We start from the raw sequence: 15,469 nt of genomic DNA on the forward strand, positions 1-15,469 counted from the left end.
AGGGACGGTTGTACGGGGGTGAAGTCGGGATGTACGGAGGGGGGTTGGGGCGGGGCTCAGCGCAGGACGGCCGACAGGAGGTCGGTGCCCAGGGCCGTCAGGTCGGGCAGATTGAGGGTGTAGCGGACGTAACGGCCGTGGCGCTCGGTGCTGAGCAGGCCCGCGCGGCGCAGCACGGCGAGGTGCCGGGAGACCTCTGGAGGCGAGAGCTCCCAGGCGTGGGCCAGCTCCCGGTTGGTGTGCGGGCCTCGGGCCAGGGTGCGCAGCAGCCGCAGCCGTACCGGATGGGAGAGCGCCTCAAGTCGCAGCGTGACCACGTCCAGCGACACGGGCTCCGCCGGACCCGCCTCGGCCACCGGGTACTGCACCACCGGCTGCCACCCCGGCGCGTGCACCACCACCAGGTGCGGGCGCCCGAAGACGCTCGGGATGAAGGTCGCCCCGGAACCGTGCGCGGCGGTCGCCCGGTCCTGCAGCTTGTCCACGACGATGCAGTCCCCGTCCGGCGCCAGGCTGACCGCGCCGGAGACCGACGCGAGGGCCGCCCCGAGGCCCTGGCGCCGCAGCAGGTCGTTCTTCAGGCGCAGATCGGTGGCGAGCCGCACGGCGGCCTCCGCCCAGGCGGCGTCGAAGAAGGCGTCGGCGCACTGTTCGAGCGTGCGGCGGACCCGTGCGCGCACCGGTGCCGGATCCGTGAGCAGCCGCTCCGCGAAGGCCTCCTGGCGCGGGCCGCGCGCCTGCGCCAGGTCCAGGGCCCGCTCCCGCGCGGCCGCGTCGGTGAGGGGCGAAGCCGCCGTGAGGTGGGCGCGGCCGCCGCAGGTGGTGATGAGCGCGGCCGTCACGTACGACTCGTCGTCGATCCGGTCCACGTCGTCCAACTCCTCGGCGAGGGTCGGCCGCGGCCGTGCCGGGAGCAGGAAGTCGGCCTGCGAGGACCGCCAGAGGAACTCGGCCTCCCGGAGCCGCTCGGCCAGCTCCGGCGCAAGCCCGGCCCACACGTCCCCGGCCCAGTCGGCGAGCTGCGGGTGGTGCCCGGGTTCGGCGAGCACGTGCAGCATCGCGGTCAGCTCGGCCAGCGGCGAGGCGGCGAACCGCACCCGCTCGGACGACGGGCCGCTGATGTCGATGCGCAACGTCATCCCGTCATCATCCCTGGCCGGGCGGCCCGCATCATCCCTGGCCGGGCGGCCCGCGACGGCGTGGATTGACGGTGTCGGTCAACCCACGGGCCGGACCCGGCCGCCGACCGCACCGTTGCCGTCATGGCAACCACCACCAAGATCCGGCCCCGCGCCCTCGTGCGGGCCTCCGGCGGCCCCCGCTACGCCGTCGCCCTGGCCGTCGACGCCCTCGGCACCGGCCTGCTGCGGCCCTTCCTGCTCCTGTACGGCGTGACGGTGCTGAGCCTCTCCGCTCCCGCCACCGGTATCGCCATGACGGTCGGCATCGTCGTGGGCCTCGGCTGTATGCCCGCAGTGGGCCACTGGCTGGACCGGGGCGCCCGCAGCACGGTCGTGGCCGCGTCGATGCTGGTGCGGGCGGTGGGGGTGGTGCTGCTGCTCGCCGCTCCGACGGGGCACGTCTGGCTGTTCGGGGCGGCGGCGCTGGTCCTCGGCGTCGGCAACCAGGCGTGGCCCGCGGCCCATGCGGCGCTGGTGGCGACGGTGGCCCACGGCCGCGAGCGGGACGCGGCGCTCGCGGCGGGCCGGGCGTTGCGCAACGCGGGGATGGGGGTGGGGGCGCTGGTGGCCACGGTGTGCCTGGCGGGTGGGGCCGGGGCGTTGCAGGCGTTGGCGGGGGTGACGGGGGTCGCGTACGTCGTGGCGGCGGGGTTGGCGTGGTCGGTGCGGTTGGACGTGCGTCCGGCGGAGGCGGGGGCGGCTGCCCCGGCCGAGGGCGGGGACGCCGGGGGCGGGCGCGCGGGCGCCGGGCGTGGGAAGGGCGCCGGGCACGGGCGCGAGGAACCCGCTCCCCGGATGCGTACGCTGCTGACCGCCAACATCATCTACGTCTTCTGCCTCAACGTCCCCGAAATCGCCCTCCCCTTGGTCCTGGAGACCCAACTGCACGCGTCCCCGGTGTGGTCGGCGGTCATCTTCGTGGTCAACACGGTGCTGGTGGTGACCCTGCAAGTACCGGTCACCGTCCTCATGTCCCGCCGCTTCTCCCGGCGGACGGTCCTGTCCCTCGCCGGTGTCGTACTCACCGTGTCGTACGTGGGCTTCATCGCTGCCACGTCGCTGGGAGGCGGCTGGGGCGCCCCGGCCGTCGCCGCGGTGTCCGTGCTCTGCACCCTCGGCGAGATCGCGTACGCCGGGAGCGCCACCGCGCTCGTCACGGCCCTCGCCCCGCCGCACGCCCTGGGCCGCACCCTCGCCCGCTTCGAACTGTCCACGGGTTTCGGCCTCGCGGTCTCCCCGGCGGCGATGACCGCGCTGGCCCCGCACGGGCCGACGGCGCTCTGGGGCAGCCTGGCGGCGGCGACTCTGGTGTCCGCGGCGGCGGTGGTGAAGGGTCAGAGAATTGACCCATGAATGTGCCACCAAAATGACCTACCAGCGAGGTCACTACCCGCATAAAGTCATGGTCATGAACACGAACAAGAACGCGAACGAAACCACGAGCGAGACCCCGACCACCGCCCCGACCAGCACCAAGTCCCTCCAGGCGGTGCTGACCCGAGCCGCCGAGGCCGAGACCTGCGCCGACCCGAGCAGCGTGATGACCCTCCTCGGCGAGTCGTCCGGCGCGGCGGGCTTCACGAGCTACCGGTCGACCTTCGCGACGGGCGCGGTGGGGGCGCCGTCGCACTTCCACACCAAGGCGACGGAGCTGTTCTTCGTCATCAGCGGCTCGCTCCAGGTCCTCGTGGGTGAGGAGATCACCGTCCTGAACGCGGGCGACTTCCTGGCGGTCCCGCCGCACACCCCGCACGCCTTCGCCGCCGCCCCCGGCTGCGAGGCGGACGTGATGTTCGTGTTCACGCCGGGCATGGACCGCTTCGACTACCTGCGCCTGCTGGGCCGGGTGCTGCGCGGCGAGGCGGACCCGAAGGAGATCGCGGAGTCGTCGGAGCGCTTCGACAACCACTACGTGGACAGCCCGGTGTGGCGGGCGGCGCTGGAGTCGGCGAAGGCGGAGGCCGCGAAGCTGGAAGCCACGAACTCCGAAGCCGCGAAGGCGGAGGCCGCGAAGTGATCGACTCCACGACCCACATCCGCGTGGCCCGCCCCTCCCGGGACCTCGCAGCCGCCGAACGCTTCTACGTGGACGGCCTCGGCCTCGACGTCCTCTGGCGCACCACCGAACGCGTCCCCGGCAAGCACGACCTCATCATGGTCGGCCCGCGCGGCGGCGCCTGGCACTTCGAGCTGACGCACGACCCCGAGGCCCCCCTGGACCCGACCCCGACGGTGGACGACCTGTTCGTGGTGTACCTCGGGGCCCCGGTGGACGAGGAGTTGGTGACCCGCCTGACGAGCGACGGCGGGACCCGCGTGGCCGCGCACAACTCCTACTGGGACGAGTACGGGGTGACGATCGAGGACCCGGACGGCTACCGGCTGGTCCTGTGCGAACGCGTCTGGGGCTAGGGGGCGGCACACGGCCCTGGGACGGTCTCAGCGCCGCACGGTCTCAGCGACGTGCAGTCTCAGCGACGTGCAGTCTCAGCGCCGCACGCTCTCAGCGACACAGAGCGGTGTCGACGACCTTCTCCACGCGCTTCATCTCCGCCTCGGTGCGCGGCATCATCGTCACCGCGACGTTGGCGGCGCGGCCGTCCTTGGTGACGCCGCCCCGGGTCTCGTAGCCGTCGATGTCGCCGCCATGGCCCCAGGCGACGCCGCCGCAGGACAGCGGCCTGCTGACGAGTCCCAGGCCGTAGCGGACGCCGGGGCCCAGCAGTTCGGCGGGGATGGTGGTGCGCATCTGGTCGAGCTGTGCCTTCGGCAGGAGACGGCCGGACAGCAGCGCGCCGAAGAACCGGTTGAGGTCGGCGTCGGTGGAGATCATCTGCCCCGCCGCCCAGGCCCAGGAGGGGTCCATGGTGGTGAAGTCGCGCGGCGGCCCGCCCTGCGGCCCCGCGATGTAACCCTTGGGGTGCCGTTCCCGGATGGTCTGGTCGCCGACGGCCGGGAAGTAGGTGTGGCGCAGTCCGAGGCGCTGGACGACGCGCTTGTCGATCTCCTCGGCGAGGGGGCGCCCGGTCATCTTCTGGATGATGAGCCCGGCCAGGGCGTAGTTGGTGTTGCTGTACTCCCACTTCTTGCCGGGTACGAAGTGGGCCTTGTGCTTCAGGGCGATGTCCACGAGCTCGCGAGGTTCGAAGTAGCGGTGCTGGATGGCCGGGAAGTCGAGGTAGTCGGTGTAGTTGGGCAGTCCGCTGGTGTGCTGGAGCAGTTGGCGGACGGTGATGCGGCGGCCGTCGATGCCGTCACCGCGGACGAGGCCGGGCAGATAGGTGTCGACGGAGGCGTCGAGGCGGATCTTCTTCTCGGCGACCAGTTGGAGCACGACCACCGCGGTGAAGGTCTTGGTGTTGCTGCCGATGCGCACCTGCCCGTCCTTGGGCACCTTCGCGCCGGTGGCCAGGTCGCCGACGCCCGCGGTGTAGCTGCGGGTGCGTCCGTCCCGGTCCTTCACGCTCGCCAGGGCACCGGGCGGGCCGCCGTCGCGCACCAGCGAGTCGAGCCCCTTCTGCACGGAGTCGGACCGGACGCCGGTGGCAGCCGACGCCTCGGACGCCCCGGATGTCGCTGATGTCGCCGATGTCGCGGACGGAGCCAGCGCTCCGAGCGACACCACGCCGACGGCCACGGTGGCCGCGGCCATCACGGCGCGGCGCCGGCCGCCGCTCCGCTGCCATCCGGAAGAGCGGACGTTCTGTCCTGTCTGTTCGCGCACGAGTAATCCCCTGGGAAATCGCTGAAGTATCGGCGGTAGGTGCAGATCCCAAGGGTTTCTGGAAGTGATCGTTCAGGGCGATCCTGCTACCTGGCGACTTGATCGGGGGGTACCCCCCGGGACCAGGGTCCTGGGTCGCGGTCGACGGGGCTCAACGCACCGGGAACCCGAACGAGTAGCCCTGCTGCTTCATCCAGGGCAGGAGCTGACGCAGGGCCTCCACGGTCTGGCCGCGCTCGCCGCCCGCGTCGTGGAACAGGACCGTCGGGCCGTTGGCGAGCTCCCGCTTGACGGTGGAGACGATGGCGTTCGTGCCGGGGAGTTCGAAGTCCTTGCTGTCCACGTTCCAGCCGAGCGGGCGCATGCCCCGGGAAGCGGCGAGCTTGCGGCTGTCGGGGGTGAAGGCGCCGCCGGGCGCCCGGTAGTACATCGGCCGTACGCCACCGGACGCCTTGGTGATCATGCGCTCGGCGTCGAGGATCTGCTTCGACCGGTAGGCCGCGGACTCCTTGTCCATGGCGGTGTTGTGCGACACCGAGTGGTCGCACAGCCGGTGCCCGGCGGCGACGACCTTCTTCACGAGGTCGGGGTGGGCCTGCGCCTGCGTGCCGACCATGCAGAACGTGGCCTTCACCTTGTACTGCCGCAGCAGGTCGAGCATCTGCGGCGTCCACTTGGGGTCGGGGCCGTCGTCGATGGTGATGTTCACGCCGCGCTTGCCCGCGTCGGAGGCGTGCACGATGGTGTCCTCGACCGGCTCGACCTTGCTGCTCGGCGCGCTCGCCTTGGGCGTCGGCTCGTCCGTGGCACCGGCCTGCGCGGTCCACACGGACGCCCCGGTGGCGAGCATCATCACTCCGAGCGCCGCCCCCGCGACCTTCCCGTACCAGCCCCGCCCGCCGCTGTGCCGCGCCATGTCCGCCCCTTTGCGAAGTCCCTCGATCCCCACCGGCCGCGTCGCGGCCACCTGGCAGGATGAGGCGGACGGGCCGGGGGATCCCGCTGTTACGGATCACGGACAATTCCGGGGGAGTACGCGGACAACTCGCGGCGAACGGCGGCTGGAACCGTCCCGGTCGGCTCGATCCCGCTCCTGCCCTCGGGCGGCACTCGTCCATGCCTGCGACGCTGGAAGCGCCGCCGCCCGATCTCGCTCCGGCGGGCACCCGAGGCGGGGGTGGAGAGACCTATGCCCGCGCCCCGCGCATGGCCGTGCGGGCGGCCAGGGCGCCCCGTGCGGTGGCCCGGACGGCGGCCTGTCGCGCCGCGCTGTCCTGGCGGCAGTTTCCGCAGTGGTCCTCACCGGCCACCGGCCGGAACACCAGCGGCTGCGGGTGCGGGCCCGCGCACTCCCGCAGGGCGGCGACGGGCGCCTGTGGCGGGCGGGCCGGGGCCGGGTCGCTGAGCAGGTGGCGCAGCAGGCCTCCCGGCCGGTGGATCACCGGGGGCAGGCCCTGCCGGATCTCCCGGCGTACGTCGTCGGGGGTGTGGCCGAGGGCGAGCCACCGCTCGGCCAGCTCGGTGAGCTGGGTCAGCATGCCGCGTGGGACGCGCAGACGCGGGTCCAGGCTGGGGAGGTCCTGGATGAGCCGCTGGGCGTCCGGCAACTCGGCGGCGGGCGCGGAGGGTTGGAGGGTGTTCACCGGGGGTGTCGCGTCTGGATGACCGCCGACGGTCGGGGGCGTCGGCCGACCGACGGCCGGAGACCGGTCACTCGGTACGACGCCGACACCGCTGCCGCCGCCGCGTAAGGACGCTGCTTCCTCCAGGCTCAGCGGAACGTTCGAGATGAGCTGGCTCGTGGCCCAGCGGCCGCGTTCGCGCTGCTCGCGCCACTCGTGGAGGTAGCCTTCGGCCTTCAACTCCCGCTTGGCGCGGTTGAATCCGGCGCGCCCGATGCCCGCGCTGCGGGCGGTGACGGAGAGCGCTTCGTCCGCCCCCTGTGGGAGGGAGAGCTGCCAGGTCAGAAGCCGTACCGCGTCCGAGCCGAGCCGGGGATGTCGGATGATCTCGTTCGGCACCTGGGAGAAGAATCGGGCGGGGGAGATAGCATGGCGATGCATTTCGGGTGCTCCTGTTAAGCACTCGGCGTGAAGGCCCTCGCTGCTGGTTGCCGCCAGCGCGGGGGCCGTTCTGTCTGCGGTCACCGTACATCAACTCACATGTACGCACGGTCACTTCGGTTCGCGATCCGTTCGGCCGCGCGGGCCGTGACATGGCACCGCCCCGGTGCGGGCCGTCACGGCCCGCACCGGGGCGGAGTGGGGTGGCTCACACAATCTCGAAGATCACGGACTTGAACTTCACATCGGCGCCGAGCTCTTCGCCTTGGACGATCTTCGTGCCCGTGCCCTCGCAGCCCTCTTCGCTGTAGAGCATGGCTTCGGAATCGCCTACGTCGTTGCTCGGCGAGAACGCGCTGCCGGGCTTGCCCTCGACCTCGGGGATATTGATGCACACCCTCGCGTCCGGCTCCTCCAGCTTCCCAGCGGTTGGGTTGGCCGAGTCGCCGTACTGGTAGAAGAAGAAGCCGACGGTGGCGTTGGCCGAGGTGGGGATGGTCACGATGAGGGCGAGGGCGCCGAGGGTGGCGCCGACCGCATGACGAAGACGCATGGGGGAGGTTCCTCTGTTCAGTGGCGGCCGACCAGTCGTCAGCCGCCCGGAATGATCATCTCCGGTAAGCCGTTTCCATGAGTCCGGGTTCGAAGGCGCTCAGAGGTGATCAAAGGGCGCACAGAGGCAACTTCGCTGCTCACTGTGGGCGCTTGCGCGCTCTGCCACACGGGCTACGGGCTACGCGGTCGTGTTGGCCTTCGCTTTCGGCTCGACTCAACGCGACCTCGCAGTCCTGCGGCTGTCCGTCGTGTGGCTACAGCGCCGGGCGGGTGACGGTGAAGTCGCCCTGGACGCGGGCGGCCCGCGCTGCCAGTTGATCATGACGCCGATGCAGGGCTCTCCGCTTACGACCGCCTTGGGAACCTGGAACTTGATCGTCGTCCTGGATGCCCGGTCCGTGAGGAGCTTGTTGAGGTGTTCCGGGATGGGGTGCCCCTGAAGGTCACCCGACTGGCCGGTGGCCCTGCCTCGTCGCGAACCCGACGAAGTCCGCCCAGGCGGCTTCGGCGACGGTGAGGTGGGCGGCGGCCGTGTTTTTGGAGTCGCGTATGTGGACGGCGGCGCGGGTCCGGGCGACGGCGACCTCGACGCATTCGGGCCCGTCGTTGCTGCTGTGGCTGCTCTTGCGCCACTGCATCGCGACTTCGACGCAATCAGCGTCGTCGTTGCCGCTGTAGCTGCTCTTGAACCACTTCGGGCCAGATGTCATGTCTCTGCTCCCAGTACTTTTTCGATGAAGGCCAGGGAACCGCGAGGCGTGAGGGCTTGCGCTCGGATCATGCCGTAGCGCATTTCCAGGATCTGGACTTCCCGGGGGTCAGTGATCAGTCGCTCGTGCAGTTGGCCTGCCGAGTGCCCCAACGCTGTGCCGTCCTGGAGTTTCAGTACTCGAAACGGGCCCATCATCCCCGCGTGGTCCTCCTGGTCCGTAGGCATCACCTGAATCTGGACGTGCCGCAACTTGCCGACCTCCAACAGGTGTTCGAGCTGCTTGCGCAGGACCATTTTGCCCCCGACGGGGCGCCTGCGTGTCGACTCTTCCTGGACGAAAGTGACCAGCGGCCTGGGCACACGCTCGAAGACGGACTTCCGTGCCATGCGCGCGGCGACGAGTCGCTCGACCTCCTCCTCCGTGTACGAGGGGCGCCGCATCGCGAACAACGCCTCCGCGTACTCCGGTGTTTGCAGAAGCCCGTGGATGTGGAGGCTGGCGTAGGCGCCGAGCTCCAACGCCGCATCCTCCAACTTGGCCAAGTCCCGAACATTCTTCGGGTACCGAGCCTCCTCCACATCCCGCTTCATCGCGGAGATCTTCCCGTCCGCCCCCAACACCTCGTCCGCGTTGTCCAGGAACTCCGGCTTGGGGATCCGGCGCCCCCGCTCCACGGACGACACCATCTCCTCGCCGTACCCGATGGCCGCGCCCAGTTCCGAGCGGCGCATCCCCGCCGCCTCGCGCCACGCCTTGATCTGACGGCCCACGGCCTTGAGCACCGCCGCGGCTTCCTCGTCCTCCATGCGGCCCACCTCCGAGCTGAGAAAAAGGACCGGGGAAAAGACCTACCCGACCTCACCCACCCCGTCGCTCCCTCTCGCGGGTGAACAAGGCCGACTCCTCTGCCCGATGAGTCGATGCCACGGAGCGCGGGCGTGGCGTGACGGACCCTCACGAGGGTGTACGATCGACACGTAACTTCGGTGCACAGCACGGAAGTCGCGCGTCTGTGGTCCAAGGAAAGACGCCCATCATCCGATGGGAAATGTAGGTGCAAGGCCTGCCGGGCGCTCCAGCAGAACGAAGGCCCCCTCGTCAGCGACGAGGGGGCCTTCGTCGTACCCCTTGGGGGCGACACGGCCCGGCCGATACCGCCGCCTGATCACCTTCAGTCGGCTCGGCTGACGTCCAGTCGTTCGGGCGACGGCTCGTATCCCGCTGCCCTGTAGGCGGCGACGGCGGCGGCGTTCGAGCTGGGGGTGCTGACGAGTGCGCTCGATGCGCCCAGTTCGCGCAGGGCCGCCGCGGCGGCGACGCCGATCGCCGTTCCGTAGCCGCGACCGCGATGGTCGGCGTGCACGCCCACCGGCTCCAGCAGGCCGGGCTTGCTGGGCCCCGCCGACCAGACCGTCGCCGCAGCCACCGCGTTGTCCTGGTCGTCGTAGCCGATCAGGCAGCGGGCGTCGGCGTAGACCGGACCGGCCGCGAGGACGTGCCAGACCTCCTCGGTGAACCTCGGGCTGCCGAACGCCGAGCGGTGCACCGCGGTCCGCACCCCCGCCGTCTCCGGGCCGGCCACCTCGATCCGCAGGCCGGAGTCCTTCAGCGGCTCGGCGAGGTCGTGGCGCAGCGGCGTCCACGGCTCGTCCAGATTCCAGCCCGCCTCCAGGAGGACCTCGCGGAGCAGGGCGCCCTCGGGGATTTCGAGGCCGACCTTCCCGGGCGGCAGGACCCCGCGCTCCGGATCATCGAGGTCCGCCAGCAGTTGGCGCGCCAGATCACCGTCCTGTCGCAGGTCCGGCGCGGTCGTCAGGCGCAGCACATCAGGGCCGTCCAGGAATCCGACGGCGATGATCCGACCGTCCACGCTCCAGGTGCGGACGGCCGCGGCCAGCCTCTCCGCGCCCAGCGCCCAGGCCCAGCCGAGGTCTCCCGGATGGAGTTGCAGCGGCGTGCGGTCGTCCTGCCATGCGCGGAGGGCAGCCACGGCCCCGGTCAGCCCGTCGACGCCGGGCGCGTTCAGAACGATCGTCATGCCCCGCATCCCACACCGCCGCGGCCACCGGCCGCACCTGGTTTTACTCAGCCAGTCAGCCCGCGTCCCGGCCCGTGATGGCACACCTGCCCGCAGGGCCTGGACCGTCCGGAGGAAGCCCGCCCCGACCTGGACGAGGTCGTCGACCTCGACCCGCGGGACGCGTCGGCCCTCGCCCTGCGCGGCGCCGTCCTGTACGAACTCGACCGCTACGGCGAAGCGTTCGTCGACCTGGACCGGGCCGCGGAGCTCGACCAGGACTGCCCCTTCGCCCACCGGATGCTGGCCCTCGTCCACCTCGCCGTGGGCCGCACGGACGAGGCCCTCGCCGACCTCGCCCGGTACGCCGATCCGCTGCCGCTCAGGGCGCCGGAGTCTGCACCAGCACCGCCCCGCCCCGAGGCTCAGGAGTGAGCAGGAGCGTCACGCCGTAGCACGCCAACTGGCCGTTGGGCAGGGTCAGTTGGATGGTCCGGGGTGCGAAGTCGCCCACCGCGCGGCAGTCCCACCACTCCTCCAGGTCGGGCCGCTCGGCACGCAGCCGGGTCGTCAGCCGCCGGAAGGACGCCGACAGCGGGTCGCGGTCGGCGCGGGTGCGGAAGTGGCGGTAGAGGTCCATCGCCAGGGGCTGCCAGGCGGGCAGGAGGCGCTGGTGGTGGGGGTCGCCGGTGAGGAGGAGCAGCAGGTTGCGGCGGTCGGCGGGCGCGGCTGCGGGGTCCGGCCAGACGGACGCGTACGCGGTGTTCCAGGCGAGGAGGTCAAGGGCGGGGTCGAGGAGGAGGGCGGGGCTGGTGGGCCAACTGTCGAGGAGGTGCTGGTGGTTGGCCGCCACGGCGGCGGGTGTGGTGAGGGTGTCCGGGGCGTTCAGCCCGTCCGGCCCGTCCGGCCCGTCCGACCCGTCCGACCCGTCCGTCGTATCGGGCCTCTCCGGCGCGAACCCCGCGAGCGCCAGCGCGTGCTCCCGCGCCGCACCGTCCATCCGCAGCGCCCGCGCCACCGCGTCGAGCACCTGCCGGGACGTGTCCACACGCCCCTGCTCCAGCCACGTGTACCAGGCCACCGACACCCCGGACAGCGCCGCGACCTCCTCACGCCGCAGCCCGGACGTGCGCCGCCGCGGGGTGCGCGGCAGCCCCACGTCCGCCGGGGCGAGCAGCTCGCGGTGGGCGCGCAGGAAGCCGCCCAGCTCGCGCCGCAGCGCACCCCGTACCCGCTGGGCCGTATCCGTCATCCTGTGACCTCCGCTCACCCCATGAACACCCGCCTGGCAGCGCCCCATTCCCGGCCGGATCCTTGCCGCATGACCGAAGCATCCGAAGCATCCGAAGCAACCGGCGCCCCCAGCACCCCCGTCGCTCCCGACACCCCTGTCGTCATCCGCCGCCACAACGACTCCTCCCACCTCACCGAACCCCGCACCCTCATCCGCGTCTACACCCCGCCCGGCACGCTGGACTCCGTCACCGCTTTCTACGAGCGGCTCCTCGGGGTGGAACGGGACATGTACTTCACGTATCCCGCCAGGGAACTCACCCTCGCCGTCGTCGGAAGCTTTCTGCTCGTCGAGGCCACGGAGGAGGTCCTGGAACCGTTTCGGGCCACCGACGGGACGCTCCTCGTCGACTCCGCCGACGCGTATCTGGCCCGGCTCACCGCCGAGGAGGGCACGGAGATCCTGGTCCCGCCGCACCGCGTCCCCACCGGCACAGGCTTCACCGCACGGCACCCCGACGGCACCGTCATCGAGTACGTAGAACACCGCCCAACCCCTGACGGGAGTTAGGAGAAAGGGCACCTCCGTACAAACCACTTGGGCCCTGAACCCACCGTTCCCGTTCGATTACAGTGCTGCGGAGTCGGACGCCAGGGCACGGGAAAGGGGGTTCGGTGAGCACTGCAGCAGCCACCGGGGTGTGGGGCCGCACCGAGCAGCAGGACTTCCGCAGCCGGGTGCGCGGGACGCTGCTGGGAGCCGCCGTCGGTGACGCGCTGGGCGCGCCCGTCGACGGCCTCGGCCTCGGCGCGATCCGCGAGGCGCACGGCGCCGAGGGGCTCACCGAACTCGCCGCGTCCCACGGCGGCGGGCGCGGCACCGTCACCGCCGCCACGCAGCTGACACTGTTCACCGTCGACGGGCTCATACGCGCGCAGGTCCGCCGCGACACCGGGGCCTGGCACCCGCCGACCGACCTGCACCGCGCCTACCGGCGCTGGGCCGCCACCCAGCGCGACTGGGGGCCCGACGAGCGCCGCAAGGAAGACGGGTGGCTGGCCCGCGAGGAGTGGCTGTACGCCCGCCGCGGCCCCGCCCGCGCCTGCCTCACCGGGCTCGCCGACGACCGCATGGGCACCCTCGACGTACCGAAGAACCCCGGCGACCAAGGGCCGGCGGCCGCCACCCGGTCCGCGCCCTTCGGACTCCTCGTCGGATGGGAACCGCAGCTCGTGCTGCAACTCGCCGTCGAGTGCGCCGTCCAGACCCACGGCCACCCCGTCGCCTACCTCACCGCCGGGGCCCACACCGTCCTCGTGCACGGCCTCGCCCGCGGCGAGTCCCTGGACGGCGCCATCCAGCGCACCCTCGCCCTGCTCGCCGCCCGGCCGGGCCACCAGCCCGTCACCGACGCCCTGCGGCACGCCCTCGGCGCCGTCCGCCAGGGCATGCCCACGGCAGGGCGCGTGGAGGAACTCGTCGGCGAGGGCGAGGCCGTCGGCGCGCTCGCCGCCGCCGTGTACTGCGCCCTCGTCGGCGAGGACGTCCGCCACGGGCTGCGGCTCGCCGTCAACCACAGCGGGGCGTCGGCGGCGGCCGGTGCGTTGTGCGGGGCGCTCCTCGGCGCGCTGCACGGGGAGACCGCGCTGCCCCCGGGCTGGCTCACCGAACTTGAGGGCCGCGCGACCGTCCTCGAACTCGCCGACGACTTCGCCATGGAGATGACGCAGGGGCCCGCCCTGCACAGTCCGGCGGGGGCCGCGCCGGGGTGGCTCGCCCGCTATCCGCGGGCCTGAGGCCGGGCCGCCTCCGATTCCGTACCGTCAGACCCGTCAGACCCGTCAGACCCGTCAGGCCCGTCAGGCCCGTCAGGCCCGTCAGGCCCGTCAGGCCCGTCAGGCCCGTCAGGCCCGTCAGGCCCGTCAGGCCCGTCAGGCCCGTCAGACCCGTCAGACCCGTCAGACCCGTCAGACCCGTCAGACCTGCGAATCCGCCAGGCCCGTCAGACCTGCGAATCCGCCAGGATCTTCAGCGCCCGCGCCTTCAGCTCCTCGCTCGCCTCCTGCGCGTTCCCCGCGTCGAACGGCGGCCGCGGGTCGTACTCGACGGCCAGCTGGATCGCCCGTGCCGTGTCGTCGTCCGTGAGCCGCGCCGCCAGGTACAGGGCCATGTCCAGGCCCGCCGAGACGCCTGCCGACGTGATGAACTTCCCCGACCGTACGTAGCGTTCCGGCACGTACGTGATGTCGAAGGTCTTCTCCATGTACGGGGCCGACGCCCAGTACGTCGTCGCGCGGCGGCCGTCCAGGAGGCCCGCCGCCGCGAGGACGAGGGAGCCCGTGCACACGGACGTGGTGAAGCGGGTGCGGCGGTTCGTGTGCCTGATCCACTTCAGGAGCGTCTGGTTCTCCATCGCCGCGATCGTGCCGCGGTTGCCCGCGCCCGGTACGAGGAGGACGTCCAGGCGGCCCGCCTCGTCGAGCGTGCGCTCCGCCATCACGGCCACGTCGCCGGTGTCCGTGCGGACCGGGCCGCGGCGCTCGGCCACCATCGTGACGCTCGCGCCGGGGACGCGGGAGAGGACCTCGGCGGGGCCTGTGGGGTCGAGGAGGCTGTAGCCGTCGTAAAGGAGGATGCCGATTCGGGGGCCGGTGGGTGAGGTGCCGGGGTCGGGGTCGGTGCTGGGGTCGGTGGTGCGGTTCGAGGGGTACGGGGCGGTGTCGGCGTGGGCCGGCGGGGTCAGGGCTGTCGTGGTGAGGGCGGCCGTGGCCGCTGCGGCTGTGCCGCGCAGGAGGGTACGGCGGGCCGTGCGGGATGTGGGGTGCGTCATGGCACGGGAGTCTGCGCGGGCCGCGGTGCTCGTGGGCGGGGCATGTCCGGCATCCTGCGAATCCTGTCCCCGCCCATGCCGTAGTGGTCGAGGAACGCCTGCCGCAACGTCTGCGCGGAGCCGAAGCCGCAGCGGCGGGCGATCGCGGACAGGGGGAGTTCGCTGGCGCGGACCAGGTGGGCGGCCGCCTCCGTGCGGGCCGCTCTCACCGCGCGGGCCGGGGTCGTGCCCAGGTGCGCGGAGAACAGGCGGGTCAGGTGCCGGGTGCTCACGCCCGCGCGGGCGGCGAGCGCGGCGGGGGTCAGGTCGTCGGCCAGGTGGGCCGCGATGTGGCCCGCGAGGTCGCGTACCAGGCGGTCGCCCGGGGGCGGGGCCGCCAGGAACATGCTGATCTGCGCCTGGTCCGCGGGGCGGTGGAGGTACGAGACCAGCTCTCGGGCCACCGCGCGGGCCAGGGTCGGGCCGTGGTCGTCCTCGATCAGGGCGAGGGTGAGGTCCAGGGCGCTGGTGACGCCCGCGGAGGTGTAGACGTTGCCGTCGCGTACGTAGAGGGGGGCCACGTCCACGGCCACCGTGGGGTGGCGGGCCGCCAGTCCGTCGCCGTAGCCCCAGTGGGTCGTCGCCCGGCGGTGGTCCAGCAGGCCCGCGGCCGCCAGGACGTACGCGCCCGTGCAGACGCTTGCCACGCGGCGGCTTCGTTCCGCCAGGCGGTGGACCTGGGCGACCAGGTGGGGGTCGGCTGCCGCCTCCTCGTAGCCCGCGCCGCCCACCACCAGGAGGGTGTCCAACTCGCCCGTCACCGTCTCCAGTTGCTGGCCCGCTGCCAGGGCTATGCCCGCCGAGCTGTGGGCCGGGCGGCGGCCCACCGTGCCCAGGTCTATCCGGTACGGGGGGTTCGCGCCGTAGCGGTTGGCTATGTCCAGGGCGCCGCTCGGGCAGGCTATGTCCAGGATCTGGACGTTGTCGTACGCCACGATTAGCACGCGTCTCGCGGTCTGCATGGGGGGCATCCCACCACGAGCCGCCGCCTCCGGCCCCGGGTGGCCGGTCGGCCCCTCCCTCCCACCCGCCCGCCCGTTTCCACTCGACCGGACGGTGGCCGCCGCCTGTGGGGCTCGTTCGCCGTCGGCGTCTGCGGGTGCCGGGTGGGTT

At 72.3% G+C, this 15,469-nt stretch carries 17 protein-coding genes; 6 read left to right on the forward strand and 11 right to left on the reverse strand.

Annotated features, from left to right (window positions below):
* Window positions 1-56: 56 nt before the first annotated feature.
* The gene (locus ACZ6BG_RS23795; RefSeq protein ID WP_469004661.1) at window positions 57-1,139 is read right to left on the reverse strand and encodes a DUF5937 family protein; all 1,083 of its coding nucleotides are present in this window, start codon (window positions 1,137-1,139) and stop codon (window positions 57-59) included.
* Window positions 1,140-1,262: 123 nt separating this feature from the next.
* Between ACZ6BG_RS23795 and ACZ6BG_RS23800 the strand changes: the two genes are divergently transcribed.
* The 3 genes from ACZ6BG_RS23800 to ACZ6BG_RS23810 are packed head-to-tail and all read left to right on the forward strand — an operon-like array spanning window position 1,263 to window position 3,593.
* Complete coding sequence (locus ACZ6BG_RS23800) at window positions 1,263-2,534, forward strand: MFS transporter (protein WP_469004664.1); 1,272 nt, start codon at window positions 1,263-1,265, stop codon at window positions 2,532-2,534.
* A gap of 49 nt (window positions 2,535-2,583) precedes the next feature.
* Window positions 2,584-3,198, forward strand: a complete 615-nt coding sequence (locus tag ACZ6BG_RS23805; protein ID WP_469005246.1) for a cupin domain-containing protein — start codon at window positions 2,584-2,586, stop codon at window positions 3,196-3,198.
* Window positions 3,195-3,593, forward strand: a complete 399-nt coding sequence (locus tag ACZ6BG_RS23810) for a VOC family protein (protein WP_469004666.1) — start codon at window positions 3,195-3,197, stop codon at window positions 3,591-3,593. Before ACZ6BG_RS23805 ends, ACZ6BG_RS23810 begins: the two co-directional genes overlap by 4 nt.
* 91 nt (window positions 3,594-3,684) lie before the next feature.
* Here the strand turns inward: ACZ6BG_RS23810 and ACZ6BG_RS23815 are convergent, their stop codons facing one another.
* The 7 genes from ACZ6BG_RS23815 to ACZ6BG_RS23845 all read right to left on the reverse strand — a co-directional run bounded on the left by ACZ6BG_RS23815 (window position 3,685) and on the right by ACZ6BG_RS23845 (window position 10,274).
* On the reverse strand, window positions 3,685-4,905 hold the full coding sequence (locus tag ACZ6BG_RS23815; RefSeq protein WP_469004670.1) for a serine hydrolase domain-containing protein: 1,221 nt from the start codon (window positions 4,903-4,905) through the stop codon (window positions 3,685-3,687).
* 151 nt (window positions 4,906-5,056) lie between these two features.
* Window positions 5,057-5,821 carry a polysaccharide deacetylase family protein gene (locus tag ACZ6BG_RS23820; RefSeq protein WP_469004672.1) on the reverse strand — a complete coding sequence of 255 codons (765 nt, stop codon included), beginning with the start codon at window positions 5,819-5,821 and terminating at the stop codon, window positions 5,057-5,059.
* A gap of 271 nt (window positions 5,822-6,092) precedes the next feature.
* Window positions 6,093-6,968, reverse strand: a complete 876-nt coding sequence (locus ACZ6BG_RS23825; RefSeq protein WP_469004674.1) for a hypothetical protein — start codon at window positions 6,966-6,968, stop codon at window positions 6,093-6,095.
* 208 nt (window positions 6,969-7,176) lie between these two features.
* Complete coding sequence (locus ACZ6BG_RS23830) at window positions 7,177-7,521, reverse strand: hypothetical protein (RefSeq protein ID WP_469004678.1); 345 nt, start codon at window positions 7,519-7,521, stop codon at window positions 7,177-7,179.
* 445 nt (window positions 7,522-7,966) lie between these two features.
* Complete coding sequence (locus tag ACZ6BG_RS23835; protein WP_469004681.1) at window positions 7,967-8,233, reverse strand: DUF397 domain-containing protein; 267 nt, start codon at window positions 8,231-8,233, stop codon at window positions 7,967-7,969.
* Entirely contained in the window at window positions 8,230-9,042 is an 813-nt protein-coding gene (locus ACZ6BG_RS23840; protein ID WP_469004684.1) for a helix-turn-helix domain-containing protein, read from the reverse strand. The genes ACZ6BG_RS23835 and ACZ6BG_RS23840 overlap by 4 nt, the downstream gene beginning before the upstream one ends.
* Window positions 9,043-9,407: 365 nt before the next feature.
* Entirely contained in the window at window positions 9,408-10,274 is an 867-nt protein-coding gene (locus tag ACZ6BG_RS23845; RefSeq protein WP_469004686.1) for a GNAT family N-acetyltransferase, read from the reverse strand.
* A 99-nt stretch (window positions 10,275-10,373) separates the two neighbouring features.
* Between ACZ6BG_RS23845 and ACZ6BG_RS23850 the strand changes: the two genes are divergently transcribed.
* Complete coding sequence (locus ACZ6BG_RS23850; RefSeq protein ID WP_469005248.1) at window positions 10,374-10,688, forward strand: tetratricopeptide repeat protein; 315 nt, start codon at window positions 10,374-10,376, stop codon at window positions 10,686-10,688.
* On the opposite strand, the gene ACZ6BG_RS23855 is transcribed toward ACZ6BG_RS23850, so the two are convergent.
* Window positions 10,636-11,505: an MmyB family transcriptional regulator gene (locus tag ACZ6BG_RS23855; protein WP_469004688.1), complete on the reverse strand. Its 870-nt coding sequence runs from the start codon at window positions 11,503-11,505 to the stop codon at window positions 10,636-10,638. The genes ACZ6BG_RS23850 and ACZ6BG_RS23855 overlap by 53 nt on opposite strands.
* Window positions 11,506-11,574: 69 nt before the next feature.
* Here ACZ6BG_RS23855 and ACZ6BG_RS23860 point away from each other — a divergent pair, with 69 nt between their 5' ends.
* Together ACZ6BG_RS23860 and ACZ6BG_RS23865 are read left to right on the forward strand one after the other, a co-directional pair.
* A complete protein-coding gene (locus tag ACZ6BG_RS23860; RefSeq protein ID WP_469004690.1) occupies window positions 11,575-12,057 on the forward strand; it encodes a VOC family protein in 483 nt (160 codons plus the stop codon).
* Between the two features lie 104 nt (window positions 12,058-12,161).
* Window positions 12,162-13,283: an ADP-ribosylglycohydrolase family protein gene (locus ACZ6BG_RS23865; protein WP_469004692.1), complete on the forward strand. Its 1,122-nt coding sequence runs from the start codon at window positions 12,162-12,164 to the stop codon at window positions 13,281-13,283.
* Between the two features lie 206 nt (window positions 13,284-13,489).
* Here ACZ6BG_RS23865 and ACZ6BG_RS23870 read toward each other — a convergent pair whose 3' ends face one another.
* Both ACZ6BG_RS23870 and ACZ6BG_RS23875 read right to left on the reverse strand, forming a co-directional pair.
* Window positions 13,490-14,317, reverse strand: coding sequence for a DJ-1/PfpI family protein (locus tag ACZ6BG_RS23870; protein ID WP_469004695.1), 828 nt, complete (start codon window positions 14,315-14,317; stop codon window positions 13,490-13,492).
* Entirely contained in the window at window positions 14,314-15,300 is a 987-nt protein-coding gene (locus ACZ6BG_RS23875) for a GlxA family transcriptional regulator (protein WP_469005252.1), read from the reverse strand. Before ACZ6BG_RS23875 ends, ACZ6BG_RS23870 begins: the two co-directional genes overlap by 4 nt.
* Window positions 15,301-15,469 lie beyond the last annotated feature (169 nt).

Source organism: Streptomyces sp. NPDC041205, assembly GCF_055591765.1.